This window comes from Paraburkholderia dipogonis (assembly GCF_046027395.1).
GTDB classification, from domain to species: domain Bacteria; phylum Pseudomonadota; class Gammaproteobacteria; order Burkholderiales; family Burkholderiaceae; genus Paraburkholderia; species Paraburkholderia dipogonis_A.
Map to the genome: position 1 here is coordinate 104,477 of NZ_JAQQEG010000023.1, position 24,556 is coordinate 129,032.

The 24,556-nt window shown below is 64.7% G+C and carries 22 protein-coding genes and 2 tRNA genes; 11 read left to right on the forward strand and 13 right to left on the reverse strand.

Annotated features, from left to right (window positions below; all coding sequences use genetic code 11):
• Positions 1-69 precede the first annotated feature (69 nt).
• The 3 genes from PQR32_RS23910 (at position 70) to PQR32_RS23920 (ending at position 3,318) form a co-directional block, all read left to right on the forward strand.
• Positions 70-1,335, forward strand: a complete 1,266-nt coding sequence (locus tag PQR32_RS23910) for an MFS transporter (RefSeq protein WP_408232484.1) — start codon at positions 70-72, stop codon at positions 1,333-1,335.
• On the forward strand, positions 1,335-2,537 hold the full coding sequence (locus PQR32_RS23915) for a GlxA family transcriptional regulator (RefSeq protein WP_408232487.1): 1,203 nt from the start codon (positions 1,335-1,337) through the stop codon (positions 2,535-2,537). The genes PQR32_RS23910 and PQR32_RS23915 overlap by 1 nt, the downstream gene beginning before the upstream one ends.
• Positions 2,538-2,811: 274 nt before the next feature.
• On the forward strand, positions 2,812-3,318 hold the full coding sequence (locus PQR32_RS23920) for an acyl-CoA thioesterase (protein WP_310814291.1): 507 nt from the start codon (positions 2,812-2,814) through the stop codon (positions 3,316-3,318).
• A gap of 142 nt (positions 3,319-3,460) precedes the next feature.
• On the opposite strand, the gene fumC is transcribed toward PQR32_RS23920, so the two are convergent.
• The 5 genes from fumC to PQR32_RS23945 all read right to left on the reverse strand — a co-directional run bounded on the left by fumC (position 3,461) and on the right by PQR32_RS23945 (position 10,114).
• The gene (gene fumC / locus PQR32_RS23925) at positions 3,461-4,861 is read right to left on the reverse strand and encodes a class II fumarate hydratase (RefSeq protein WP_408232490.1); all 1,401 of its coding nucleotides are present in this window, start codon (positions 4,859-4,861) and stop codon (positions 3,461-3,463) included.
• A gap of 15 nt (positions 4,862-4,876) precedes the next feature.
• Positions 4,877-6,496, reverse strand: coding sequence for a phospholipase D family protein (locus PQR32_RS23930; protein ID WP_408232493.1), 1,620 nt, complete (start codon positions 6,494-6,496; stop codon positions 4,877-4,879).
• A 319-nt stretch (positions 6,497-6,815) separates the two neighbouring features.
• Positions 6,816-7,775: a ketopantoate/pantoate/pantothenate transporter PanS gene (gene panS, locus PQR32_RS23935; RefSeq protein ID WP_408232496.1), complete on the reverse strand. Its 960-nt coding sequence runs from the start codon at positions 7,773-7,775 to the stop codon at positions 6,816-6,818.
• 459 nt (positions 7,776-8,234) lie between these two features.
• Positions 8,235-9,647, reverse strand: coding sequence for an MATE family efflux transporter (locus tag PQR32_RS23940; protein WP_408232499.1), 1,413 nt, complete (start codon positions 9,645-9,647; stop codon positions 8,235-8,237).
• Positions 9,648-9,895: 248 nt separating this feature from the next.
• Positions 9,896-10,114, reverse strand: a complete 219-nt coding sequence (locus PQR32_RS23945; RefSeq protein ID WP_011489423.1) for an RNA-binding S4 domain-containing protein — start codon at positions 10,112-10,114, stop codon at positions 9,896-9,898.
• Between the two features lie 318 nt (positions 10,115-10,432).
• On the opposite strand from PQR32_RS23945, the gene PQR32_RS23950 reads away from it, so the two are divergent.
• The 3 genes from PQR32_RS23950 (at position 10,433) to PQR32_RS23960 (ending at position 13,642) form a co-directional block, all read left to right on the forward strand.
• Positions 10,433-10,888 carry a hypothetical protein gene (locus tag PQR32_RS23950; protein WP_408232502.1) on the forward strand — a complete coding sequence of 152 codons (456 nt, stop codon included), beginning with the start codon at positions 10,433-10,435 and terminating at the stop codon, positions 10,886-10,888.
• Between the two features lie 99 nt (positions 10,889-10,987).
• Positions 10,988-11,251: a hypothetical protein gene (locus PQR32_RS23955; protein WP_408232505.1), complete on the forward strand. Its 264-nt coding sequence runs from the start codon at positions 10,988-10,990 to the stop codon at positions 11,249-11,251.
• Positions 11,252-11,488: 237 nt separating this feature from the next.
• On the forward strand, positions 11,489-13,642 hold the full coding sequence (locus PQR32_RS23960; RefSeq protein WP_408232508.1) for an ATP-dependent helicase: 2,154 nt from the start codon (positions 11,489-11,491) through the stop codon (positions 13,640-13,642).
• Positions 13,643-13,686: 44 nt separating this feature from the next.
• Here the strand turns inward: PQR32_RS23960 and PQR32_RS23965 are convergent, their stop codons facing one another.
• The 8 genes from PQR32_RS23965 to fdxA all read right to left on the reverse strand — a co-directional run bounded on the left by PQR32_RS23965 (position 13,687) and on the right by fdxA (position 18,269).
• Positions 13,687-14,457 carry a DUF4088 family protein gene (locus PQR32_RS23965; RefSeq protein ID WP_408232511.1) on the reverse strand — a complete coding sequence of 257 codons (771 nt, stop codon included), beginning with the start codon at positions 14,455-14,457 and terminating at the stop codon, positions 13,687-13,689.
• Between the two features lie 285 nt (positions 14,458-14,742).
• A complete protein-coding gene (locus PQR32_RS23970; RefSeq protein ID WP_408181065.1) occupies positions 14,743-15,066 on the reverse strand; it encodes an AzlD domain-containing protein in 324 nt (107 codons plus the stop codon).
• Positions 15,063-15,824, reverse strand: coding sequence for an AzlC family ABC transporter permease (locus tag PQR32_RS23975; RefSeq protein WP_408232514.1), 762 nt, complete (start codon positions 15,822-15,824; stop codon positions 15,063-15,065). Before PQR32_RS23975 ends, PQR32_RS23970 begins: the two co-directional genes overlap by 4 nt.
• A gap of 172 nt (positions 15,825-15,996) precedes the next feature.
• The gene (locus PQR32_RS23980; RefSeq protein WP_408232517.1) at positions 15,997-16,827 is read right to left on the reverse strand and encodes a helix-turn-helix transcriptional regulator; all 831 of its coding nucleotides are present in this window, start codon (positions 16,825-16,827) and stop codon (positions 15,997-15,999) included.
• 99 nt (positions 16,828-16,926) lie between these two features.
• The gene (locus tag PQR32_RS23985; RefSeq protein ID WP_408232520.1) at positions 16,927-17,403 is read right to left on the reverse strand and encodes a CreA family protein; all 477 of its coding nucleotides are present in this window, start codon (positions 17,401-17,403) and stop codon (positions 16,927-16,929) included.
• A 212-nt stretch (positions 17,404-17,615) separates the two neighbouring features.
• Positions 17,616-17,691, reverse strand: a tRNA-Asn gene (locus tag PQR32_RS23990).
• A 62-nt stretch (positions 17,692-17,753) separates the two neighbouring features.
• Positions 17,754-17,829: transfer RNA gene (locus PQR32_RS23995), tRNA-Asn, on the reverse strand.
• 116 nt (positions 17,830-17,945) lie between these two features.
• Positions 17,946-18,269, reverse strand: coding sequence for a ferredoxin FdxA (gene fdxA / locus PQR32_RS24000; protein ID WP_168794833.1), 324 nt, complete (start codon positions 18,267-18,269; stop codon positions 17,946-17,948).
• A gap of 302 nt (positions 18,270-18,571) precedes the next feature.
• Here fdxA and pncB point away from each other — a divergent pair, with 302 nt between their 5' ends.
• The 5 genes from pncB (at position 18,572) to PQR32_RS24025 (ending at position 24,550) form a co-directional block, all read left to right on the forward strand.
• Positions 18,572-19,768: a nicotinate phosphoribosyltransferase gene (pncB, locus tag PQR32_RS24005; RefSeq protein WP_408206849.1), complete on the forward strand. Its 1,197-nt coding sequence runs from the start codon at positions 18,572-18,574 to the stop codon at positions 19,766-19,768.
• A gap of 137 nt (positions 19,769-19,905) precedes the next feature.
• Positions 19,906-20,568, forward strand: coding sequence for a LutC/YkgG family protein (locus PQR32_RS24010; protein ID WP_408232524.1), 663 nt, complete (start codon positions 19,906-19,908; stop codon positions 20,566-20,568).
• Between the two features lie 74 nt (positions 20,569-20,642).
• Positions 20,643-22,073 (forward strand): sodium:proton antiporter, encoded by a 1,431-nt coding sequence (locus PQR32_RS24015; protein ID WP_408232527.1) that lies wholly within the window; start codon positions 20,643-20,645, stop codon positions 22,071-22,073.
• Between the two features lie 42 nt (positions 22,074-22,115).
• On the forward strand, positions 22,116-23,105 hold the full coding sequence (locus PQR32_RS24020) for a 2-hydroxyacid dehydrogenase (RefSeq protein ID WP_408232530.1): 990 nt from the start codon (positions 22,116-22,118) through the stop codon (positions 23,103-23,105).
• Positions 23,102-24,550: a DNA recombination protein RmuC gene (locus PQR32_RS24025; protein WP_408232532.1), complete on the forward strand. Its 1,449-nt coding sequence runs from the start codon at positions 23,102-23,104 to the stop codon at positions 24,548-24,550. Before PQR32_RS24020 ends, PQR32_RS24025 begins: the two co-directional genes overlap by 4 nt.
• Positions 24,551-24,556 lie beyond the last annotated feature (6 nt).

Here is a 24,556-nt window from a genome sequence, read left to right on the forward strand (position 1 = left end):
TTGTCATCTCTGCCATCGACGCTCATGTGACGATCAGGTCATCTCACTTCCGCCGCCCGGGACCTTTCGATGCCGCCGTCCGCCGCTTCTGCTGCTGCCCCCGTTCCCACCCATTCGACCGGCCTGCGCGACTCCGATCCGCACGACCGGCGCGCCGCGCGCGTGCTGGCCGTCTGCCAGGCGCTATACACATCATCGGTATCGATCGATCTGACCTTGACCGGTCTGGTCGGCTACACGCTCGCCGACGACAAGGCGCTCGCCACGCTGCCGTTCTCGCTGATCACCGTCGCCGCCGCGCTGACGACGATCTTCGCGTCGTTCCTGATGGCGCGCATCGGCCGGCGCGCGGGCTTCGTGCTCGGCGCGGGCGTCGGCGCGCTCGGCGGCGCGGTTTCGGTGTGGGCCATCTTTCACCACAGTTTCTGGGCGTTCTGCGCCGGCACGGCGACGGTCGGCGTGTTTCAGGCGTTCGCGCAGTACTACCGGCTCGCCGCCGCCGATGCGGTCGGCGTCGAAGACAAAAGCCGCGCGATTTCGACCGTGCTGGCGGGCGGCGTGGTGGCCGCCGTCTGCGGACCGCTGCTTGCCGCGTGGAGCAAGGACTGGCTGGCGCCGGTCGCGTTCGCGGGTTCGTATGCGCTGGTGACGGGCTTCGGGCTCTTATCGATTGCCTTGCTGGCGCTCCTGTATCGCGACGCGGCGCCCATCGTGAGCACGACGGCGACTCACGAGGCGGCGCGGCCGCTCGGCGACATCGTGCGACAGCCGATCTTCGCGGCGGCGCTCGCCAACAACGCGCTCGGCTACGCCGTGATGATGTTCGTGATGACCGCGACGCCGATCGCCGCGGTCGCCTGCGGCCACACGATCGGCGACGGCGCGGCGATCATTCAGTGGCACCTGGTCGGCATGTTCGCGCCGTCGCTCTTTTCCGCGCGGCTGATCAAACGCTTCGGCGTGCTGCGGGTGATCGGCGCGGGCATTGCGCTGTCGGCGCTGTGCGGTGTGCTCGCCTTGCGTTCGACCGATCTGCCGCACTTTTACGCGGCGCTCGCCTGTCTCGGCGTGGGCTGGAATTTTATGTTCGTCGGCGGCTCGACGTTGCTCGCGCAGTCGTACCGGCCGTCGGAGCGCGCCAAGACGCAGGCGACCAGCGAATTCACGACGTTCGCGTTTTCCGCGCTGGGTTCCCTGTTTGCCGGTCAATTGCTGGCGCGCTTCGGCTGGACGACGATCAATGTCGCGATTTTTCCGCTGCTCGCGGCGGCGGCGCTGGCCACGCTCGGCTACGCGTGGTCGCGTAAGCGGCAGTTAATCACGGAGGTGTCCTGATGACGGCGCGTCATATCGTTTTCGCGGTGGCACCGGATCTGGTGCTGCTCGACGCCTGCGGGCCGCTGGAGGCGTTCTGGCGCGCGGAGTTGACGGTTGCCGGGATGGCGGGAGCGGGTGTCGCCCAAGCCGTAGACAGAGGCGAGGGAGTCGCCCGCGACGCGGGCCGATCGGGCATATCGATCAGTTCGGCTAATTCGGACCGTTCAGCCGGTTCACCCAGCTCACCCAGTTCAGCCAGCTCGGGTCGCCGCGCGCCACAGCCAGTGGCCTACCGCACGACGGTCGCATCGATCGACGGCGGCATATTGCAGACTTTCCCCGGCTTGCCGATCGTCACCGAACGGCTCGATTCACTCGACGACCAGCCGATCGACACGCTGATCATTCCCGGCGTCCCGGTCGACGATCACTGCACACTGCAGCCGGAACTCGTCGCATGGATCCGACGCCATGCGCCGCGGGCGCGGCGAGTGTGCTCGGTGTGCACCGGCGCGTTCTATCTGGCGGCGGCGGGCCTGCTCGACGGCCGCCGCGCGACCACGCACTGGCGCGACGCCCCGCGCCTCGCGCGCCGTTTTCCCAGCGTCCAGGTGGATGCCGATCCGATCTTTATCCGCGACGCCGGGCGCCACGAGGGCGACGGCGTCGTCTGGACCTCGGCGGGCGTGACGGCGGGCATCGATCTGGCGCTGGCGTTGATCGAGGAGGACGTCGGCCATGCGGTTGCGATGCAGGCGGCGCGGCGGCTGGTGGTCTTCATGAAGCGGCCCGGCGGCCAGTCGCAGTACAGCGCGGCGCTGGCGGCGCAGGCCTCGGCGGACGGCCCGTTCGAGGCTTTGCATAGCTGGATGGCGGCGCATCTGTGCGACGACCTGTCGGTCGAACGGCTCGCCGAGCGAACCCGGATGAGTCCGCGCACTTTCGCGCGGCGCTATGTCGACGAGGTCGGCCGCACGCCGGCCAAAACCGTCTCGGCGCTGCGGCTCGAAGCGGCGTCGCGTGCGCTCGCTGAATCGCGCCGGCCGCTCAAGCGGATCGCCCTCGAGTGCGGCTTCGGCAGCGAACAGAACTTGCGGCGGGCGTTTTTGCGGCGCTTCGGCGTGCTGCCGCTCGATTATCGCGAGCGCTTCATGTCGGCGGTCGCGCCGCGAAGCGGGGCCGTTTCCGAAGTCGCTTCCGAGATTGTCGAGGCTAGCTGAACGCATGCGCGCAACCAAAGCGCCTCGGAGCGACGAGGCCGGCTCCGAGATTCTCCAGGAGAATGGAACGCGCGCACAACGAAAGCGCCTCGAGGCGAAGCCGCCTCCGAGGATGCCGAGGCAAACGTCGCGCGAACGCAAAACGAAAGCTCTCCGAAAGCTTAAGCGGCGCTCTCACGGGATTTCTCCCGCGCGCCGCATCCCGGCCACGACGGGTCAATATTGCGCTCGTATAATCGCCTCCTTTCAATGCATCCGATTGACCGGAGTCAAGATGAGCACCCCTCCCGTAGCGCCGCTGGACCGTTCCGAAACCACTTTCCGCTTTCTGGCCGAGCCGAGCTCGGTCAACTTCGGTGGCAAGGTGCACGGCGGCGCGTTGATGAAGTGGATCGACGAGACCGCGTACGCGTGCTCGGCGGTGTGGTCGGGACGCTATTGCGTGACGGTCAGCGTGGGCAATATCCGCTTTCGCCGGCCGATTCTGGTCGGCAACCTGGTCGAGTTGCGCGCCAGGGTCGTAGCCACGGGCCGCACCAGCATGCACATTCACGTTTCGGTGCAGGCGGGCGATCCGAAGGGCGGCGAGTTGCTGCAAACCACGGATTGTCTGATCGTGATGGTCGCCGTCAACGAGAACGGCCAGCCAGTGCCCGTGCCGGCCTTCGTGCCGGAGACGGACGAACAGAAACGCCTGGCCAGGTACGCGATCGACGTGAAGGAAGCGCTCGACGCGATCGTCGAACTGAAGCCGGAAGAGGTGGCGCAGGGAAAGGTTTGAGCGGCGCCTGAAGGTGCCGCTTACGGGCCGCGCGGAGTTGGGATCCGCGCGGCCCGCTGTTGTTTCGAATCACGCTGGGCGGCAGAAGCGTGTCGCCCGCGACCCGCCAGGCTGGCCGCCCCACGCGTGAATACGCAGATGCTTACCCCGCCGAATTTCCGACCATATCCTTCGGAACCACCCACTCATCGAACTGCTGCTCGGTGACGAAGCCGAGATCAAGCGCCGCCGCCTTCAGCGTTGTGCCTTCCTTGTGCGCCTTCTTCGCGATCTTCGCGGCCTTGTCGTAGCCGATGTGCGGATTGAGCGCCGTCACCAGCATTAGCGATTCGTTGAGCAACGTATCGATGCGTTCGTGATTCGGCTCGATGCCGACCGCGCAGTTGTCGTTGAAACTGTGCGCGCCGTCGGCGAGCAGGCGCACCGATTGCAGCACGTTGTGCGCGATCATCGGCCGGAACACGTTGAGTTCGAAGTTGCCGCTCGCGCCGCCGATATTCACCGCGACGTCGTTGCCGAACACCTGCGAGCACAGCATCGTCAACGCTTCGGACTGGGTCGGATTGACCTTGCCCGGCATGATCGAGCTGCCCGGCTCGTTCTCCGGAATCGACAGTTCGCCCAGGCCACAGCGCGGGCCGCTCGCCAGCCAGCGGACGTCGTTGGCGATCTTGTTCAAACTCGCCGCCACCGTCTTCAACGCGCCATGCGCGAACACCAGCGCATCGGCCGCGGCCATCACTTCGAATTTGTTCGGCGCCGAGACAAACGGCAAACCGGTCAGCTTGCCGATGGCGGCCGCGACCTTGTCAGCGAACTGCGGATGCGCGTTCAAACCGGTGCCCACCGCGGTGCCGCCCTGCGCCAGTTCGTACAGATGCGGCAGTGCCGATTCCACGTGACGAATGCCGTGCTCGAGTTGCGCGACGTAGCCTGAAAACTCCTGGCCGAGCGTGAGCGGCGTGGCGTCCTGCAAGTGCGTGCGGCCGATCTTGACGATGTCGACGAAAGCCTTCGCCTTGCCGTCGAGCGTATCGCGCAGCGTCTTCAGCGCCGGCAGCAAATGCTTGACGATTGCATACGCCGCGGCGACGTGCATGGCGGTCGGAAACACATCGTTCGACGACTGGCCGCGATTCACGTCGTCGTTCGGATGCACCTTGCGCGCTTCGCCGCGCTCGCCGCCGAGCAGCTCGCTCGCGCGATTCGCGATCACCTCGTTGAGGTTCATGTTGGTCTGCGTGCCGGAACCGGTCTGCCAGACGGCGAGCGGAAATTCATCCGGATGCTTGCCGTCGATGATCTCGTCGGCGGCCTGCATGATCGCCTTCGCCTTGCTTTCGTCGAGCACGCCGAGGCCCAGGTTGACTTCAGCGGCAGCGCGCTTGATAACGGCCAGCGCGGTGATCAGTTCCGGCGATTGCTTCTCGGTCGAAATGCGGAAATTCTGCAGCGAGCGCTGAGTCTGCGCGCCCCATAGACGAGCGTTCGGCACGGCGATCTCGCCGAACGTGTCACGCTCCATTCGTACGTCTTCAGTCATGTTCCACTCCGCTGTTCAAAGTTCTGCGTTGACGGGCAATAGGGAGAATAGACCTGTTAGCGCATTCCGGTACAAGCCGGCCTGCGGATCGAATATGTAGGTGCGGCGCATGCCATTTTCGACGTCGGTCCACACGAGCGGCGAGAGCGGAGCGCCGATCGAGCGCAGGTAGGCGAGTTGCGCGTCGTCCGCGAGCGTGACGCGATAGCTTTCCTCGGGCGCCGTGGCGCGTTCGAAGATTTGCGCAACCTGTTCGGCGAGCGGCGGGCTGTGGATCACCAGCGCCAGTTCGGTGTTCAGATTGGCCGAACGCGGGTCGAGATTCATCGAGCCGATCACCAGAATCTTGCGGTCGATCATATACGTCTTCGCATGCAGACTGGCGCGCGAACGCGAGCCGGCAACGCCTGCGGTCGGCGTGTTCTGCTGCGGCTTGAATTCGTATAACTCGACGCCCTGTTTCAGCAGCGGCACGCGAAACGGACTGTAGCCGGCCTGCACGGCGACGGCGTCGGTAGCGGCGAGCGAATTGGTCAGCACGGCGATACGCACGCCGCGATGCGTCAGTTCGCCGGCCGCCTTGACGCCGGTATCGTGCGGCACGAAGTAGGGCGAAATGATCAGGAAGTCCTTCTGCGCGTCGTGCATCAATTCGCCGAGCCGCTGCATCGGCGGACTCACATAGTCCGGCGACGGATGCACGATCTTCTCCGGCGAGTCCGCTTTGAACTCGGCCGGCGCCCAGGTCAGGCCGAGCTGATCGTTTGCGATCTGCGAGGCGAGCGGCGTGGCGTTCAGCGGTTTTGCGTTGTACGGATCCGCGTTGGTGCGCCAGTGCTGACGCAAGTCATCGCGTGTCTGGTCCAATTCCTTCGCGTCGAACTTCTGCTTGTTCAGCACGCGCAGCGGATAGGCGATGCTGCTATTCCAGTAGTCGTCGAAACTCGCGGAGACGTCGGCGGTAATCGGCCCGGCGGCCAGCACGTCGAGATCGCGGAACTGCAGCGTTTCGCTCGCGCTGAAATATTCGTCGCCGAGATTGCGGCCGCCCACGATCGCCACCTGGTTGTCCGCGATCATCGCCTTGTTATGCATGCGGCGCGTGAAATGGCCGAGCTGCGTGAACACGTTGGTGGTGCGTTCGAACACGCCTTCCTGCGCGCTGCCGAACGGATTGAAAACGCGAATCTCGATGTTGTCGTGCGAGTTCAAGCCCGCCATCACGCGGTCGATGTCCTTGAAGTTCAGGTCGTCGACCAGCATGCGCACCCGCACGCCGTGATCGGCCGCGTAGAGCGCGGCGCCGAGCAGCAGCTTGCCGGTGGTGTCCTCGTTGGCAATGTAGTACTGCATGTCGAGCGTCCTGGTCGCCGCGCGCGCAAGTGCGATGCGCATCTGCAAGGCGTCGGTGCCGCTCGCGAGGACGCGGAAACCGGATTGACCCGGATGTGCTACTTCGAGCGGCGTGAGCGCCGTGTGCAGCGGAGTCGTTTCCGTGGCGGGGAGCGCGTGGGTGACCTGACGGTCGAACGCGGTGGCGGGCGGTCTGGTCGCGCAGGCAGTCAAAAATGCCGTTGCGCAACACAGCAGGAAGAAATGTCTCGTTGTCCCCCAAGGGGACTTCCTTCGGGGCATGCAGGACGCGCACGTGCGTTGCAGTGCGGCCCAGCTTTGATCTTGATGCGACGGCACGCTTTTCCCCTAGTTTGCAGGCTTCTCATGGCGACAGCGGGTGAGTGGACTCACTCTGTCGAGAAATGCATTCTAAGGGGAATCAGGCTGATGGGTTTTTGTTCTTGCACACGGTCGCGGCGATGGAACTTTCGCTTTCGGCGGCGCGCGTTGCGGGCTCTGCCGATACGTCGTGGACGCACCGGCAGAAGCTGCTATTGAATGCTGATCGTGCAGGCTGCGCGGGTCGGGATCGTGAAGCAATCGCGACGCGCGCTGCCTGTTAGCCGCGTTCGGCGTTCAACCCCTGTTCGCCATCCATATGCGTGGAGCCTTTCGCGGGACGCCCTGCCCAGTACCCCGCCAGTAGCGAACCCGAGAGGTTGTGCCACACCGAAAACAACGCGCCAGGCAACGCCGCGATCGGCGTGAAATAGAGCTTGCCAAGTGTTGCGGCGAGGCCCGAGTTCTGCATGCCCACTTCGATCGCAAGCGTGCGGCACACGGCTTCGTCGAAACCGAGCAGACGGCCGCCCCAATACCCGCCGAGCAACCCGATGCCGTTATGCAGCACCACGCCCAGCATCACCACGAGGCCGACCGACGCGATGCTTTTCTGCGTGCCGCCCACCGCCGCGCCGATGATCATCACGATCGCGACCATCGAGATCAGCGGCAGGATCGGTTCGATCTTGCGCACGACCTTGGCGAACAGATGATTGACGATCAGGCCGACCACGATCGGCAACGCGACGATCTGCAGAATGCTCATCAGCATGCCGTGCACGTCGACGGCGATCGACGCGTCCACATAAAGACGCGTGAGCAGCGGCGTCGCGAAGACGCCGACCAGCGTCGACAGCGCGCTGATCGTCACCGACAACGCGACGTCGCCGCGCGCCAGATAGATCATCACGTTCGACGCCGTGCCGCTTGCGACGCTACCGACCAGCACCATGCCGGCGGTGAGATCCGGCGGCATGCGCAACGCCTTGGCGATCACCCAGGCGGCGAGTGGCATGACGAGATAGTGCAGCACGATGCCGGCGATCACCGGCGCGGGCCGAGTGAAGACACGCTGGAAATCGGCCACGGAGAGCGTGACGCCCATCGCCAGCATGATGATCGTCAGAAGCGTAGTGACGTGCGGCGCGATGCTGGAGAACGAGGCAGGCGAGAAGTACGCGGCAATAGAAACGAGCACAGCCCAGAGCGGAAAAAGACGGGTGACGCGGGCAAGCATGACGGGTGGTCCTTGGTTATGTTTTAGCGCGAGAAGCAGGGGCGGTCGAGCGGCGCGCCACCGGCGGTGGCGCGCTTGCAGGAGTCTGCCGCGTGAGCGCGGCAAGCCTTGATGGCGGGTGATGAGCCTTCGGGCGGCGCTGGCCTTTTTGAGGCGCGCGAGCGGGTTTTCGGCCTAGGGCGCGGGTGCGCGTCCATAAGCCGGAACACGGTATTTTACCGTTCGCGGCGAATTCCTCGTGCGTCTATGGTTGCACGTGCAACCAGGCGCGCATCGTTCTACCGGGGATGGGTGGTGGCGTGCCGAGTGTGGCCGCGCCGCGCTGCAAGTTCAGCTTCACGCGGATTTGGCCGACAACGAGCCGTGCGTTGCCGGATCGCGCCGCGGGTGCAGCTTCGCGCGTGATTGCTCCGTGACGCACCGGGCCGGGCGCGGCCAGCACGCGCCTCTAAACCAACGTCAAACGGGTTTGACCGGCGACCCGCCAGACGTGGCCGGCACGCGCCGCAGGCTCAGTTTATGAAAGCGCAGCGTCATCAGCAACGCGACGCTGGCGAGGCCGGCTGCGAGTCCCCACCACAAACCGCGCGCGCCGAGACCGAAGTGAAACGCCAGCGTGTAGCCGGTCGGAAAACCGATCACCCAGTAACCGAAGGCGGCGGCGATCATCGGCACGCGGGTGTCTTTCAAGCCGCGCAGACAACCGGAGCCGACCGTCTGCATGCCATCGACGATCTGGAAGATCGCCGCCACACCGAGCAGCGAACTCGCGAGCGTGACCGTGGCCGCGTTGGCCGGGTCGTCGAGATGCAGATAGAGGCCGACGATCCAGTGCGGCGCGGCGATCAGCACGAGGCCCGACAGCGTCATGAAGGCGACGCCGAGCGCGAGCGCGACGAAACCGGCATGACGCGCGGCGAGCGGCTGGCCGGCGCCGGACCAGAAGCCGACGCGCACGTTGGCCGCCTGGCCGATCGCGAGCGGCACCATGAAGGCCACCGAGGCGACGTTCAGCGCGATCTGATGCGCGGCCAGTTGTGACTCGCCGAGCAGGCCGACCATCAGGCCGGTGGCGAGAAAGAGCGTCGACTCGACGCCGTAGGTGATCGCGACCGGCCAGCCGATGCCGAACAGTTCGCCCATTAGCGGCACGTTAGGCCGCGTGGCGACGACGAAATGGCGATAGCGCGGCCGCAGGTGCAACAGCGCCATCAACACGAGTGCGCTCAGCCAGACGGTGATCGAGGTTGCGGCCGCCGAGCCGAGAAAGCCGAGCCGCGGCAGGCCGTACGCGCCGTGGATCAGGCCGTAATTGAGAAAACCGTTCACGCCGACGCTTACCAGCGACACCCACAAGAGCCGTTTGGCCGCGCCGATCGCCGGAAGGAACGAACGCATCAGGCCGACCCCGATCAGGCTGCCGAGCGCGCCCCAGCGCAGCACCGCCGCATATTCGCCGACGTTGTGCGCGAGCAGCGCGGGTTCGCCGAAAGCGAGCAGGATCGGCGTGGCGAACGAGAGCAGGAAGAACGCCGGCACCGACAGCAGCACGGACAGCACGAAGCCGGTCCAGTAGATGTGCGGCACGCGGCCTTCGTCCTGGGCGCCGCGCGCGTGCGAGACGCTCACGCTGACCGATGTCAGCACGCCTTGCAGCAGCGTGACCACCACGAAAAACAGGTTCGCGCCGAGGCCGCCGGCGGCGAGCGCGTCGGGGCCGAGCGAGCCGAGCAGGATCGTGTCGGTGACGCCCATCGCCATTTGCGAGAGTTGCGCAATCGCGAGTGGCGCGGCGAGCCGCGCGGTGTCCGCTGCGTGGCGGGTCAGGGTCGGCGGCCGGGTGGCCACCCGGGTGATGCCGGATTGAGTCATGGAGCGCCTGGCGGCGGAAGTGGCGACAGCGCGACGGCGGGCGCGACGAGCGCGCGGGCGGTGGCGAGGGCGGCGGCTCGATGAGCCTCGGCGAATGCCGAGGCAGCCGCCGGCCGGGTGTGTCAGCCGATTGTTGGTCTGTCGAAACTGACAGCTTATTGCTTAGGCGCGGCGATGTCGATGGAAGAGGCACGATTTTGGTGCGCGCGTTCCTCCGAGTTTCCGGACTGCGGGCGACGGCCCGTGTGTCAAGCCTCGTGGACCGCGATCCGCGTATCGCCGAGCAACACGACCTGACCCGCGCGGATCTTGCAGGTTTTACGCGTTTCGACCCGGCCGTCGACCGTGACCGCACCGTCAGCCACCATCATTTTTGCCGAGCCGCCGCTATCCGCCAGCCCCGTTATCTTCAGGAGATTGTGCAGTTCGACGTAGTCGCCGGTGAGCGTGAAATCGAGGTTGGGCATGGCGTTTGCACCTTCAGGCAAAGGGTTCGCATCATAAGCCAGAAGCTTGCCCTGGATGAAATTCGCGGTGTGCGCCACCGTCATGTGAGTATCTGCAAGCAGATGTTATGCGATTGTCAGAAAGTGAAACGTTCCGTAACGACGGTCGTAAAACACGAACTTGACTCGTAAAGTGCAGATCAGTAGGGAAAGCCTGCTGGATTTTTATCTGGTAGGGAGCAGACCGGGCGAGGCGCGCAGAGCACGCTCACTCAGCGGCTTGACTGCGCAGGGCCGGACAGGTCGCCCGCGTCACAACAACTTTAGAGAGGATTAGCCATGACCCAGATTCGTACGCTTCTGATCGGTACCGCCCTTACGGCTCTTGCTTCGACGGCCGCGTTCGCACAGACCGCGCAACCGGCAGCGGGTACGGACGGCCAGCCGCAGGTTCAGATGCAAGGCGCCGATGCCGCGACCGCCGCCCCTGCCGCCCAGGGCGTGCAGCCGGTGACGCCGCCGCCGACACGTCTGACGGCGTCGGGCTCGACCGATCCGCTGGTGCAGAAGCGCGACGCCAACGCGAAGGCTAACGCCGAATATCGCGCGTCGAAGAAGGCATCCAAGGCGGAACTGAAGGATCAGCAGAAGGCCGCCAAGGTTCAGTACAAGGAACAGGTGCGCGACGCCAAGATCAACCAGAAGGCGGATAAGCAGACCGCCAACAACGAAATGAAGATGAACATGCAAGGCCAGACGGGCGACCAGTCGGACGGCACCGACGTCAAGCACTAAAGCGGAGTTTCGATCGAGCGGCGTGGCGGTGTGGTTTGCCGCCGCGGCCGCTTTAACGGACTTTCAGGTCCGGGCATCTCGTTTCAACGGAGGTATCGCATGAACATCACCCAGTCCACGAAGACCACGCTTGTCGCCGCGTTGATCGCGGGTTGCCTGTCGTCGGCTGCTTTCGCGCAGGCTAGCGATCCGGCTGCGGCGCCGGTTACCCACGCCGACAAGAAGGCGGCCAAGGAACAGTCGAAGGCGGACAAGAAAGCGTCCGTCGCGCAGGCCAAGGCCGACAAGAAGAAGACCGATGCGCAGGCCGACGCCGACAAGGCCAACGCCGACGCCAATGTGAAGGACGCGAAGAAGCAATAGCAGGCTTCGCGGCCAGCGGCAGACGCAGGGCGCGTGAGCGTCTCGATGTTGTGCCTGCGGAAAAGGCCCGTGCGCATTCGTGCGACGGGCCATTTTTGTGTGCTCGTTTTCGCCCACGCGGCGGGCTCGAAAATGCGGCTAGGGCGCGCGGCTAAAAAAGGGTCGCTTGTCTGCGCTGGTTGTATGGATATACAGTATGCGTCGCCGCTCTGAATCCATCCAACGCCCAAATCAATCGTGCTCTCCGTCGCCGAAACCGCGCCTTCCTCGCCATCCCAGGCGTCCTCGACGTCCGACACCGCCGGCTGGCTGGCAAAGCTGAACGACGCGCAGCGCGAAGCCGTCGACTACGGCGCCGACACGCCCGCCGCGCCGCCCGGCGCGCTGCTGGTGATCGCGGGCGCCGGTTCCGGCAAGACCAACACGCTCGCGCATCGGGTCGCCAATCTGGTGGTGAAGGGCGCCGATCCGCGCCGCATCCTGCTGCTGACCTTTTCGCGCCGCGCGGCGCTCGAAATGACCCGGCGCGTCACGCGAATCGCCGGCGCGGCGCTCGGATCGCGAGCCGCGCTCGCGCAAGGGTTGACGTGGTCGGGCACGTTCCATAGCGTCGGCGCGCGGCTGTTGCGTGAATACGCGGATCTGATCGGCCTCGCGCCCGCCTTCACGATCAACGACCGCGAGGATTCCGCCGACTTGATGAACCTCGTGCGCCACGAACTCGGCTTGTCGGCGAAAGAGCGGCGCTTCCCGGCCAAGAGCACATGCTTTGCCATTTACTCGCGCGTCGTGAACACCGGCGCGTCGCTCAGCCAGGTGCTTGACAGGGCGTTTCCGTGGTGCCGGGAATGGGAGGCCGATCTGCGCATGCTATTCGCGGCCTACGTCGAAGCGAAGCAGAAGCAGAGCGTGCTCGACTACGACGACCTGCTGCTCTACTGGTCGCACATGGCCGCCGAGCCGGCCATCGCCGCCGACTTGTCGGCGCGTTTCGACCATGTAATGGTCGACGAGTATCAGGACACCAACCGTCTGCAGGCGTCGATCCTGCTCGCGTTGAAGCCGGACGGCCGCGGCCTGACCGTGGTCGGCGACGACGCCCAGTCGATCTATTCGTTTCGCGGCGCGACCGTGCGCAACATTCTCGATTTCCCCGCGCACTTCGATCCGCCGGCCAAACGGGTCACGCTCGAGCGCAATTACCGCTCTACCACGCCGATTCTGGCGGCGTCGAACGCGGTGATCGAGTTGGCCAGCGAGCGCTACACGAAGAATTTATGGACCGACAAGGCGTCGGCGCAGCGCCCACGTCTGGTGACCGTCGCCGATGAAGCCGACCAGGCGCGCTACATCGTCGAACAGGTGCTGGAAGCGCGCGAGCAGGGCATGAAGCTCAAGTCGCAGGCGGTGCTGTTCCGCGCCGCGCATCACAGCGCCGCGTTGGAGATCGAACTGACCCGGCGCAACATTCCGTTCGTGAAGTTCGGCGGGTTGAAGTTTCTCGATTCGGTGCACGTGAAAGACGTGCTTGCCGTGCTGCGCTGGGCGGAAAATCCGCGCGACCGCGTCGCCGGTTTTCGTGTCGTGCAGTTGCTGCCGGGCGTGGGACCGGCCACCGCGGCGAAGGTGCTCGATGAGATCGTCGCGCGTGCGGGCAGCGGCAATCCCGTCGACACCGCCGGTGGCGCGTTGGCCGCCTTCACCGCGCCGGCTCGCGCGCAGGAAGACTGGCATCCGTTCGTCAAGCTGATGTCGAGCGTGTACGGGCGCCAGACGCCGTGGCCCGCCGAGTTCGAAATGGTGCGGCGCTGGTACGAGCCGCATCTCGAACGCGATCACGAGGACGCGGCGATCCGTCATGCCGACGTGCTGCAGATGGAGAGCATCGCGGGCACGTATCCCTCGCGTGAACGCTTTCTGACCGAGTTGACGCTCGATCCGCCCGACGCCACCAGCGACGAATCCGGCGTGCCGCTGATCGACGAGGACTACCTGATTCTGTCCACGATCCATTCGGCGAAGGGGCAGGAGTGGCGCAACGTGTTCGTGCTGAACGGCGTGGACGGCTGCATTCCGTCCGATCTCGGCACCGGCAGCGAAGAGGAAATCGACGAGGAGCGGCGCCTCCTCTACGTGGCGATGACGCGCGCGAAAGAGGACCTGCATATCGTCGTGCCACAGCGCTTTTACGTTCACAACCAGACGCATATGGGCGATCGTCACGTGTGGGCGTCGCGTACGCGCTTCATTCCCGCGCATCTGATGCCGTTGTTCGACGCTTATGCATGGCCGCGCGTGCCGGTTCCGAGCACGCCCACGGCGGCCGGGCTGGCCGCGGCCGCGCAAGCGAAGATCGAGATCGGGGCGCAACTCAGGAAGATGTGGGATTGAGAGCGCGGCGGGCGGCGCGCTTCTGCGCGTGGCGCCCGCTTACTTCAGCGCGACTGCCGTTGCTGCTGTTGCTGCGGCACCGGCCGCGGCGGCACGAAGAAATTACGCAACCAGGCCGCCATACGCGAAAACACGTCATACGGCTCTTCGACAAAAATCTCCGGCTTGAGCAGGCGCAAAAACTCCATGATCTGCTGCGCTTCCTGCTTCTGGAACGAGCCGTGCGAAATTCCCAGCCGCAGCAGCCCACGCAGTTCGCCGAGCTTTTCGCGCGCCGTGCTGCCCACGCTCGTTTCGCACGCCACTTTGGCCTCGTAGACGCGCTGGCGCAGCGATTCCACCAGCCGCCAGGCCGGCGTCTGCATGACTTCTTCGAGCGCCTGAATGTCCTGCGCCGCGCTCTTGATCTGCGCCGCGAGCGGGTCGATCAGCACGGCGTCGCCTTCCGCTTCCTTGACGATCGCTGCTGCCCAGTCGCGGCACTGCTTGGCGAGTTCCTCCGGCGTCCATTCCGAACGGGCCGCGAAGCCGAATCCGAACTCGCCTGCCTGCCGCATCAGAATCGCGACGACATCCGGAAACTCCTTGTCCAGCGTGCGTTTGGCCCAGGCGTACTGGCCGCCCTGCAACATCCGCTGAACCGCGTGTTCGGTCAGCGGCACCATATTGTCGAGCAGCTTGGCGCGCAAAAAATCCTCAAACGACGGCGTCGCGAACTGCGGATCGAGCTTCAGCGATACCCGCAGAAAAGCATCGAAATCCTTGCGCAAGGTCGCGATGGTCTCGTCTTTAAGCGTGAGGGTGATTTGACCCATGTGTTATCCCGTTTGGTCCTGCCGCGCGGCCTCGCCACGTCGCCCGGCCGCGCGGGCCTTGGGAGACGCGGCGTTCGATGCCGGCGCGCTTGATTCCTGCCTGATGCCGCGTAATCAGCGGGACGTATCCCGACGAGCGGACCTCGACTGCATAACGGCGGATTGACGGGAAACTTAAGGGAGTACGGGGCAGGGGGAGCCCGCTTTAGAGGGAAGCGTCGCCGTGCCTGCGCGCGGGTGACGCGAGCCGGACGACGCCAATGCCGCCTTGAAAGCGGCGTGCGCCTATTTGAGCACGACGCATTGCCAGACAAAAAACACCGTCAGCCCGACGGCGATGGTCAGAAGCGGCCGCCGCGTCAACGCGCTGACAAGCACCGCGGCGAGCGCGCCGACCAGTTGCGGATTGCGCCAGGTCAGCTCGGCGTCGCTGCCGTGTGGCGAAACCGCCATCGGCACGATGATCGCGGTCAGCACGGTGACCGGCACGAAGCCGAGGGCGGTGCGCACGAGCGGCGGAAACACCAACCGGTCGCCGAGCACGAAGACGGCGGCGCGGATCACCCACGTGATGGCCGCCATGCCGAGAATCAGGACGACGTAGTTCATCGCGACGCCTCCGCGGTTTTGCCCGTGCCGCGCAGGTTGGGCCGCGACGTCGACAGCAGGACGCCGATCGCCACGCCCGCGAACACCGCGCCGAGCAAACCGAGCTTGTACGGCCACGCCTGCCAGAAGAAGGCCAGCGTGCCCGCGGTGACGGCTGCCGCGATATAGCGCAACGCGACGAGTTGCGGCACGACGATCGCGATGAACGTGGCGACCATGGCGAAATCGAGGCCGAGCGATTGCAGGCCCGGGAAAGCCGCGCCGAAAAGCAGGCCGGCGACCGTCCAGAGTTGCCAGTTCAGGTACATGGCGAGGCCGGCGCCGAAGAAGTAGTGCGGGCCGACCGTGCCGGGTTCCCGATGCCGGTAGTGCTCCCACGCGACGGCGAAGACTTCGTCCGTGAGCAGCGCGCCGAGCACCCAGCGCCAGCGTGCCGGCAGATGCGCGATATGCGGCGCGAGCGTGGCGCTGTACAGCACGTGGCGCAAATTGACGACGAGCGTGGTCGCCCAGATCACGGCGAAACTCGCGTGTCCGGCGATCAGGCCGAGCGCGATGAACTGCGCGGAGCCGGCGAACACGACGAGCGACATCAACTGGCCGTGCCATAGATGCAGCGGGCCGGATGCGACGAGGGTGCCGAAAATGACGCCGAAAGGCGCCGCGCCGACCATCATCGGGATGATGTCGCGCGCGCCGGCGGTGAACTCTTTGAAATGGCCTGGGCTCGTGGGCTGGCCTGCGGTGGAATGGGTCAATCTGGCCTCCTTGATTCGGGAAGCATAGCGGCGGCGGCTGGACGGGGCTTGTACGTTCTTGCGGATGGGGTGGTTTGATGCGGCGGTGTGGGCGCCAGGCGTGGTTTGCGGCTGGGCTGGCTAACGCGGCATGCGCAAAGATGGTCCGCACAACGCATGCCCCGGCGCCGCCTCACACGCCTTGCCAGCGTCCGGGCGGCACCCCGAACATGCGCCGGAAGTGTCGCGTGAAATGACTTTGGTCCGTGAAGCCGCTGGCGGCCGCGACATCCGTGACGGAAACGCCGGCGCGCAGTGGCGCGAGCGCGCGCTGCAAGCGCACCTGGTTGCGCCACGCGTGGGGCGGCAGACCGGCCGTTTGGGTGAAAAGACGCGCCGCGTGGAACGGCGAGAGTCCCGCCGCCTGGGCCACTTCAGCGAGCGTGACGGGCTCGACGAGGTCGCCCGTCAGGCGCTCCTGCATGAGCGCCACGCGAGCGTCGTCGGGGGCGAGGCGCGAACGCGACGGCTGCGTTTGCGCATAGCGCACCAGCAGCGTGGACAAGGCGTCGAGCATGGCGGCCTCGGCGGCGAGCGCGTCGTCGCCCGCTTCCAGCAGACGATGCGCGCGCGCCAGCCGCGCGGCCAGATCCGGATCGCGGATCACGCCGGGCGCGAACCACGGCAAGGCCTGCGGCTTGCCGCTGACCTCATTGGCGAGGGCGTGGATGAAATCCACCGGTGCATACATCACGCGATACCGCCAGCCCGCCTCGACCGCCTTCGAGCCGGTGTGCAACTCGCCGGGATTGATGATCGGCACGCTGCCGGCTTCGGCGACATAGTCGGACCCGAGATACCGGTAACCCTCGGCGCCCGCCACGATCACCGGAATCGTGTACGCGTCGTGCCAATGCGGCGTGAACTCGTGATCGTGATATTCGGCCGTGAGCAGGTCCGCGCCGGGCAGAAGCGGCGTGCGCCAGTAGCGGGCGGAATCCTGGAAACGATGGGCGGCGGTCATGATGAAGGTCCGGCTGGACCGGTCAGTGTAGCGCGTCGCGACCGGTACCACGTCATGCACCGACGTGCCGGCCGGCTGCGTTTTGCCGTAGGGCGGCGCCTACTTGACCGGGATCGTTGTTCCGGCCGGCACCGGCACGGCGCTCACGCTGTTCTTCGCGCTGCCGCTGACCACCCGGTCGCTATAGGTGAGATACACCAGCGAGTTGCGTTTCGCGTCGACCACCCGCACCACATGCAGCGACTTGAAGATGAACGACATGCTCACCGAGAACACGTCGGCCTGTTTCTTCACCGGGCCCGTGAAGTGGATTTCGCCGACCTGACGACAGGCGATCGACGCCTCGGTGGGATCTTCCGCGATGCCGAGCGTACCCTTGACGCCACCGGTACGTGCCCGCGACACGTAGCAGGTCACGCCTTGAACGACCGGATCGTCATAGGCTTCGACGACCACGCGGTCGGAGCCCGTGACGCGGAAATTGGTATTGACGCTGCCGACTTCTTCGCTGTGTGCCGAAGGCAGCAGGAGGGCGGCGGCCGCCGCAAGCGCGATGCGCAACAAAATGGGTTTCATGGGATGAGATTGCCGGAAGTTGAGCGCCTGGGTTCGGCGCAGGACGTGCGCCGGGAAATCGCCATCGTATAACGGCCGGTGGCTCAGAGGGCTCATGCTCCCGAGCGACGCGCCTGGCTGTAGCGGCGTGAGCATGGCATCGACCAGGGTGGCATGTTCGGCACCGTGCAAAAAGAAAAAGGCCCGCACGAATGCGGGCCTTTCAAATTTTTTGGCTCCTCGACCTGGGCTCGAACCAGGGACCTACGGATTAACAGTCCGGCGCTCTACCGACTGAGCTATCGAGGAACAGCAGTACAACTTGATCTACATAAAAAAGCCCGTCTTGGTTAACGGGCCTTTGCAATTCTTGGCTCCTCGACCTGGGCTCGAACCAGGGACCTACGGATTAACAGTCCGGCGCTCTACCGACTGAGCTATCGAGGAACAGAACAACAACAGCAGAGAAACGAAATTGTAGGAGGAGCTTAAGCGCCTGTCAATACCTTGCGTTCATCTCGATTTCATTCGAATTCGGCTGCGCACGCGACAGGCAGCGAGGCTCAACGTGCGAGCAGCTCGAGCTTTTCCTTCACGTCCTTGAACTCGTCGGCTTCCGGCAGCGGCGCCTTGGTCTTGGTGATGCTCGGCCAGTTCTTCGCGAGATCGGCATTCAGCTCGATGAAGTTCTGCTGGTCGCCCGGCACGTCTTCTTCGGCATAGATGGCGTTCACCGGGCATTCAGCCACGCACACGGCGCAGTCGATGCATTCATCGGGGTCGATCGCGAGGAAGTTGGGACCTTCGCGAAAGCAGTCCACCGGGCACACATCGACACAGTCGGTATAGCGGCACTTGATGCAGCTTTCGGTCACAACGTGAGTCATTCAGGCAGCTCCTGCATGCGGTATCTGGGGAGGCGCAAACGCCAAAAGCGCTATTGTATCGTAACGTCAAGAGGCGCATGCAGCATCGCGCAAGACCGTTTATACGTTTTCGTGATTAGTTTATGGCGTCCGCATTGGGACTTCCGTGGGGCGCGCGGCGCGGGAGTCTGCCGGCGCGCTGAATGCGGGCGCATTCGGGTAACATGCGTCAGGTCGGTGCGCACGGGGCGTGCCTACGCGCATGGGTGAGTCGGGCCTTCGTGTCAGGCCTTCCGTTTCTCCGCAGTCCAGTTCGCACCATCATGATTATTACTTCGCTGCTCGACACCGATCTGTACAAGTTCACGATGATGCAAGTGGTGTTGCATCACTTTCCCGCGGCGAACGTGGAATATCGCTTCCGCTGCCGTACGCCGAATGTCGATCTCGTGCCGTATATCGGCGAGATTCGCGACGAAGTGCGCAAGCTCTGCCAACTGCGCTTTACCGACGACGAACTCGACTACCTGCGGCGCATGCGTTTCATCAAGGGCGACTTCATCGAGTTTCTCGCGCTGTTCCATCTGAACGAGAAATACATTTCGATCGAACCGTCGCCGAAGGGCAATGGCGAAATCGATATCGAGATCAAGGGGCCGTGGCTGCATACGATCCTGTTCGAGATTCCGATGCTCGCGATCGTCAACGAAGTCTATTTCCGCAACACCCAGCAGAAGCCGGACTACAGCGAAGGGCGCGGCCGTCTTGTCGACAAGATCAAGCTGCTCGGCGCGCGTCCGGAATTCGCCGACTGCAAGATCGCCGACTACGGCACACGCCGGCGCTTCTCGAAGCAATGGCACGAGGAAGTGATCCTCAAGCTTAAAGAAGGCCTCGGCGAGCAGTTCGCCGGCACCAGCAACGTCTTCTACGCGATGAAGCACAGCCTCACGCCGCTCGGCACGATGGCGCACGAATACCTGCAGGCGTGCCAGGCGCTCGGTCCGCGCTTGCGCGACTCGCAGATCTTCGGCTTCGAAATGTGGGCCAAGGAATACCGCGGCGACCTGGGTATCGCGCTCTCCGACGTGTACGGTATGGAGGCATTCCTGCGCGACTTCGACATGTACTTCTGCAAACTGTTCGACGGCGCGCGCCACGATTCCGGCGATCCGTTCGACTGGGGTGAACGCCTGCTCAAGCACTACGAAGCGAATCGCTGCGACCCGCGCACCAAGATCCTCGTGTTCTCCGACGCGCTCGACATCCCCAAGGTGCTGCAACTCTACGAGCGCTTCCGCGGCCGCTGCAAGCTGGCGTTCGGCGTGGGCACGAATCTGACCAACGACCTCGGCTACAACCCTCTGCAGATCGTCATCAAGATGGTTCGCTGCAATGGTCAGCCGGTGGCGAAGCTGTCGGACTCGCCGGGCAAGAACATGTGCGAAGACAAGGCTTACCTCGCTTATCTGCGCCAGGTGTTCGGCATTGCGCAGCCCGAGGAAGAGGCGGCGAAGTAACGCGGTTCGTAGCTGGCTATAGCGTAAGCCGCGTGTGTGATGCGTGGCAATAGACCGTTCGGCCAGGGTGTTCGTGCGCAGGGTGGCCGGTATAATTCTCGCCATATCGCACGGCTGTCGACACGAGGATTTCGCACATGGACACATCGCTTGCCCGCCGCAACATCCTGGCGCGCATCCGCGCGGCGCAAGGGCGTGAGCCCGAGCCTTCCGCTTGCGAGCGCGAGACCGCCGCGGATTACCTGGCGCGCCATCCTGCCGGCCCGCGTCCGGAGATGCCGGCCGACCTCGTCGCGCGCTTTATCGATGAAGCGCAGAAAATGGCGACCACAGTCGACTCGGTTCAGGCATTGAGCGACGTGCCGGCTGCGGCGCATCGCTACCTCACGCAACATGCGTTGCCGCTGCAAGCCATCGCCTGGCAAACGCTGCGGGATCTGCAGTGGACCGAGGCCGGCCTCACCGTCGAATTTCGCAAGCCGCAAGACGGCGACGTGGTCGGTCTCACCGGCTGCTTCTGTGCGACCGCCGAGACCGGCACGCTCGTGCTGCTGTCCGGGCCCGAAACTTATGCGTCGGCCGGTCTGCTGCCGGAAACGCACATTGCGATCGTGCCGGCTTCGCGCGTCGTCTCGGGTCATGAAGAGGCGTTCGCACTGATCCGCAAGGAACGCGGCGAACTGCCGCGTGCGGTCAATTTTGTCTCCGGGCCTTCACGCACCGGCGATATCGAACAGACCATTGTGCTCGGCGCGCATGGGCCTTACCGCGTGCATGTGATCGTCGTGCAAGACGCCTGAGCGGCAAGTACGGCCGTGCCGCAGGACGCATGTTCCGATGCGCGGCCGCAATCAATAACAAGGACTTCAAACCTATGAAAGGACGTGCCGTCTGGACGGGCATGGGGCTCGCGGCTGCATTGACGCTGGCCGGCTGGCCGCAGCTGGCGTCGGCCGCCACGCTCGATGGCGCGACTCTGTCGGCGTTGTGGGGGCTGCCATTCGCGGGCGTGCTGCTGTCGATCGCGGTATTTCCGTTGATCGCGCCGGCGTTCTGGCATCACCACTTCGGCAAGATCGCGGCGGCGTGGGCGCTTGTATTTCTCGTGCCGTTTGGATTCAGCTTCGGCACGGGCGTCGCATTCGGCTCGCTCGTGCATGCGCTGCTCGAGGAATACATTCCATTCATCGTGTTACTGACGGCGCTGTACACCGTGGCGGGTGGCATCTGCGTGCGCGGCAATCTGCATGGCACGCCGCGCCTGAACACGGCGATCCTCGCGCTCGGCACGTTGCTCGCGAGCATCATGGGGACGACTGGCGCGGCCATGTTGCTCATCCGTCCGTTGCTGCGCGCCAACGACAATCGCAAGCACGTCGTTCACGTGGTCGTGTTCTTTATCTTCCTCGTGGCCAACGCGGGCGGCTCGCTTTCGCCGCTGGGCGACCCGCCGCTCTTTCTCGGCTTTCTGCAGGGCGTGAGTTTCTTCTGGACCACCACGCATCTCGCGCTGCCGATGCTGTTCGTCTGCGGCGTGCTGCTGCTCGGGTTCTATGCGCTGGACTCGTACTACTTTCATCGGAAGGAGGAAGAGCGCTCGCGCTTTCTCGATCCGACGCCCGACTCGCCGCCGCTCGGCATCGACGGCAAAATCAATTTTGTGTTGCTTGCCGCGGTGATCGCGCTCGTGCTGATGAGCGGGCTGTGGAAACCAGGCGTGGAATTCGACGTGTTCGGCACGCACGTGGCTTTACAAAATGCCGTGCGCGATATCGCGCTAATCGGCGTCACCTTGCTCTCGTTGGCGCTCACGCCGCGCGCAGCCCGCACGGGCAACGACTTCAACTGGGCGCCGATCGAAGAGGTGGCCAAACTGTTCGCCGGCATCTTCGTGACGATCGCGCCGGTCATCACGATTCTGCGCGCCGGCGAGGCGGGCGCGTTCGCGGGCATCGTCCATCTGGTCAACGACGCCTCGGGCCAGCCGCACGACCTGATGTACTTCTGGGCGACCGGCCTGCTATCTTCGTTTCTGGACAACGCGCCGACCTACCTCGTGTTTTTCAACCTGGCCGGCGGCGACGCGCAGACGCTCATGACCACCGGCGCCACCACGCTCGCGGCGATCTCGGCCGGCGCGGTGTTTATGGGGGCGAACACGTATATTGGCAATGCGCCGAACTTCATGGTGAAGGCAATTGCGGAATCGCGCGGCGTACGCATGCCGGGTTTTTTCGCGTATCTAGGCTGGTCCGCCGTGGTGTTGTTGCCGCTTTTCCTCGTCACCGGCTGGCTCTTTTTTTGACGCCGAGGCAATCGAACTCGACGCGCTATACGGAGAATTGCAATGCAGAAGATCCTCGTCGCCCGTCCGATCTTTCCCGATGTGATCGAACGGCTCAAACAGTATTTCGACGTCGACTGGAATCAGGGCGACGTGTTGCCCGCCGACGAACTGACGCGCCGTCTCGCGGACAAAGACGGCACGCTGACCGCGGGCGACCCGGTCGGCGCGGCGCAACTCGCGGCGGCGCCGCGTCTGCGCGTGGTGTCGAATATGGCGGTGGGCTACAACAACTTCGACATGGCCGCCTTCAACGCGGCTAACGTGCTCGCCACCAATACGCCGGACGTGCTGAACGAATCAACGGCGGACTTCGGCTGGGCGCTGATGATGGCGGCGGCGCGCCGCATCACCGAATCGGAGCACTGGCTGCGCGCGGGCCATTGGCAGAAGTGGGCGTATGACGCGTTTCTCGGCAGCGATCTGCACGGCTCGACGCTCGGCGTGATCGGCATGGGTCGCATTGGCCAGGCGCTCGCCCGTCGTGCGAAGGGCTTCAACATGCAGGTGATTTATCACAATCGTTCGCGCGTGGCGCCCGAGATCGAGGCCGAGTTGAACGCGGAGTATGTATCGAAGCAGGACCTGTTGCGGCGCGCCGATCACGTCGTGCTCGTTTTGCCGTACACGAAGGAGAACCATCACACGATCGGCGCGGCCGAACTCGCGCTGATGAAACCGACCGCGACGCTTACGAATATCGCGCGCGGCGGCATCGTCGACGACGCGGCGCTGGTCGAGGCGTTGCGCTCGAAGCAGATTGCCGCCGCCGGTCTCGATGTGTTCGAAGGCGAGCCGAATCTGAATCAGGATCTGCTCAGCGTGCCGAATGTCGTGCTGACGCCGCACATTGCCAGCGCGACCGAAGCCACGCGCCGCGCCATGGCGAATCTCGCCGCGGACAATCTGATCGCGGGCCTGGGTGAAGGTCCGCGCGCGGGGCGGCCGCCGAATCCGGTCAACCCCGAGGTCATCGGCAAGGCGCGTTCATGACAATGTATCTGGTGGCGGCCGTCGCCGTGTTGGCGGTCGCCTTGGTTATCGCGCTGGCCTTGCTGATGCGCGGCCGTAGCCGCGCGGAGGACAACGAGCAGTTCGAGTTGCTCAATGAACGCATCGACGTCGCGGCCGACGCGCAAGCGCATGCCTACGAGCGACTTGAACGGCAACTGCGCAATGACATCACCGAGACGGCGCGCGTGTCGCGTACCGAACAGAGCAGCGGCTTCGCGCATTTTCAGCAGACGCTGGCCGCGCAGTTCAGCAGCATGACGACAGTGCAGGCCGGCAAGATCGACGGCTTCGCGCAACAGCTCGACGCCGTGCGCCACAGTCTGCAAGCGCAGGCCCAGCAGGCGCGCGACGAACAAGGCCGCTCGCTCAAACAGTTCGGAGATACGTTGAGCTTGCAACTTGGGCAGCTCACCGAGGCGAACGACCGCCGCTTCGCCGAAGTGCGCACGACCATCGAGCAGCGGCTGAAGGATATCGAGGCGAACAACTCGCTCAAGCTCGACGAAATGCGCCGCACCGTCGACGAAAAATTGCACGCTACGCTTGAACAGCGTTTGGGTGAGTCGTTCAAGCTGGTGTCGGACCGGCTCGAACAGGTTCACCGCGGCCTGGGTGAGATGCAGACGCTGGCGGCCGGCGTCGGCGATCTGAAAAAGGTTCTCACCAATGTGAAGACGCGCGGCACGTGGGGCGAAGTGCAGCTCGAAGCATTGCTCGAGCAACTGCTCACCGCCGACCAGTACGCGAAAAACATTGCGACTGTGCCGAGAAGCGCGGAGCGCGTCGAGTTTGCGATCAAGCTGCCGGGACGCGCGGAGCAGGGCGCTGCGGCCACACCTGTGTGGCTGCCCATCGACGCCAAATTTCCGCGTGAAGACTACGAGCGTCTGATCGAAGCGCAGGAGCGCGCTGATCCGGTCGCGGTGGAAGAAGCGTCACGCGCGCTCGAAGCGCGGATTCGTGCCGAGGCACGCACGATCGCGGAGAAGTACGTGTCGCCGCCGCACACCACGGACTTCGCGCTGCTGTTTCTGCCGACTGAAGGGCTATATGCGGAAGTGTTGCGCCGGCCGGGCTTGACGGACCTGTTGCAACGCGACTATCGGGTGACGATTGCGGGGCCGACTACGCTGACCGCATTGCTCAATAGTTTGCAGATGGGTTTCCGCACGCTCGCGATCGAGAAGCGATCGAGCGAGGTGTGGCAGGTGCTCGGCGCGGTGAAAACGGAGTTCGGCAAATTCGGCGATGTGCTGGCGAAGACGAAGGCGCAACTGGAAACCGTCACGCGTTCTATCGAGGCGGCGGAAACGCGCACGCGTGTCATGAGCCGCAGATTGCGCGACGTCGAGGCGTTGCCGGGCGGGGAGGCGAGCGGGTTGCTCGGCGATGCGCTGTCGGGTGTGGATCCCGACGAGCAGTGACGGAGC

Coding starts and splice junctions, on each gene's coding strand:
- PQR32_RS23965 (WP_408232511.1), bottom strand. CDS start 14,457: ATGGGTCAAATCACCCTCACGCTTAAAGACGAGACCATCGCGACCTTG.
- PQR32_RS23970 (WP_408181065.1), bottom strand. CDS start 15,066: ATGAACTACGTCGTCCTGATTCTCGGCATGGCGGCCATCACGTGGGTG.
- PQR32_RS23910 (WP_408232484.1), top strand. CDS start 70: ATGCCGCCGTCCGCCGCTTCTGCTGCTGCCCCCGTTCCCACCCATTCG.
- PQR32_RS23930 (WP_408232493.1), bottom strand. CDS start 6,496: ATGCCCCGAAGGAAGTCCCCTTGGGGGACAACGAGACATTTCTTCCTG.
- pncB (WP_408206849.1), top strand. CDS start 18,572: ATGATTATTACTTCGCTGCTCGACACCGATCTGTACAAGTTCACGATG.
- fdxA (WP_168794833.1), bottom strand. CDS start 18,269: ATGACTCACGTTGTGACCGAAAGCTGCATCAAGTGCCGCTATACCGAC.
- fumC (WP_408232490.1), bottom strand. CDS start 4,861: ATGACTGAAGACGTACGAATGGAGCGTGACACGTTCGGCGAGATCGCC.
- PQR32_RS24020 (WP_408232530.1), top strand. CDS start 22,116: ATGCAGAAGATCCTCGTCGCCCGTCCGATCTTTCCCGATGTGATCGAA.
- PQR32_RS23915 (WP_408232487.1), top strand. CDS start 1,335: ATGACGGCGCGTCATATCGTTTTCGCGGTGGCACCGGATCTGGTGCTG.
- panS (WP_408232496.1), bottom strand. CDS start 7,775: ATGCTTGCCCGCGTCACCCGTCTTTTTCCGCTCTGGGCTGTGCTCGTT.
- PQR32_RS23920 (WP_310814291.1), top strand. CDS start 2,812: ATGAGCACCCCTCCCGTAGCGCCGCTGGACCGTTCCGAAACCACTTTC.
- PQR32_RS24025 (WP_408232532.1), top strand. CDS start 23,102: ATGACAATGTATCTGGTGGCGGCCGTCGCCGTGTTGGCGGTCGCCTTG.
- PQR32_RS23945 (WP_011489423.1), bottom strand. CDS start 10,114: ATGCCCAACCTCGATTTCACGCTCACCGGCGACTACGTCGAACTGCAC.
- PQR32_RS24015 (WP_408232527.1), top strand. CDS start 20,643: ATGAAAGGACGTGCCGTCTGGACGGGCATGGGGCTCGCGGCTGCATTG.
- PQR32_RS24010 (WP_408232524.1), top strand. CDS start 19,906: ATGGACACATCGCTTGCCCGCCGCAACATCCTGGCGCGCATCCGCGCG.
- PQR32_RS23940 (WP_408232499.1), bottom strand. CDS start 9,647: ATGACTCAATCCGGCATCACCCGGGTGGCCACCCGGCCGCCGACCCTG.
- PQR32_RS23955 (WP_408232505.1), top strand. CDS start 10,988: ATGAACATCACCCAGTCCACGAAGACCACGCTTGTCGCCGCGTTGATC.
- PQR32_RS23985 (WP_408232520.1), bottom strand. CDS start 17,403: ATGAAACCCATTTTGTTGCGCATCGCGCTTGCGGCGGCCGCCGCCCTC.
- PQR32_RS23950 (WP_408232502.1), top strand. CDS start 10,433: ATGACCCAGATTCGTACGCTTCTGATCGGTACCGCCCTTACGGCTCTT.
- PQR32_RS23980 (WP_408232517.1), bottom strand. CDS start 16,827: ATGACCGCCGCCCATCGTTTCCAGGATTCCGCCCGCTACTGGCGCACG.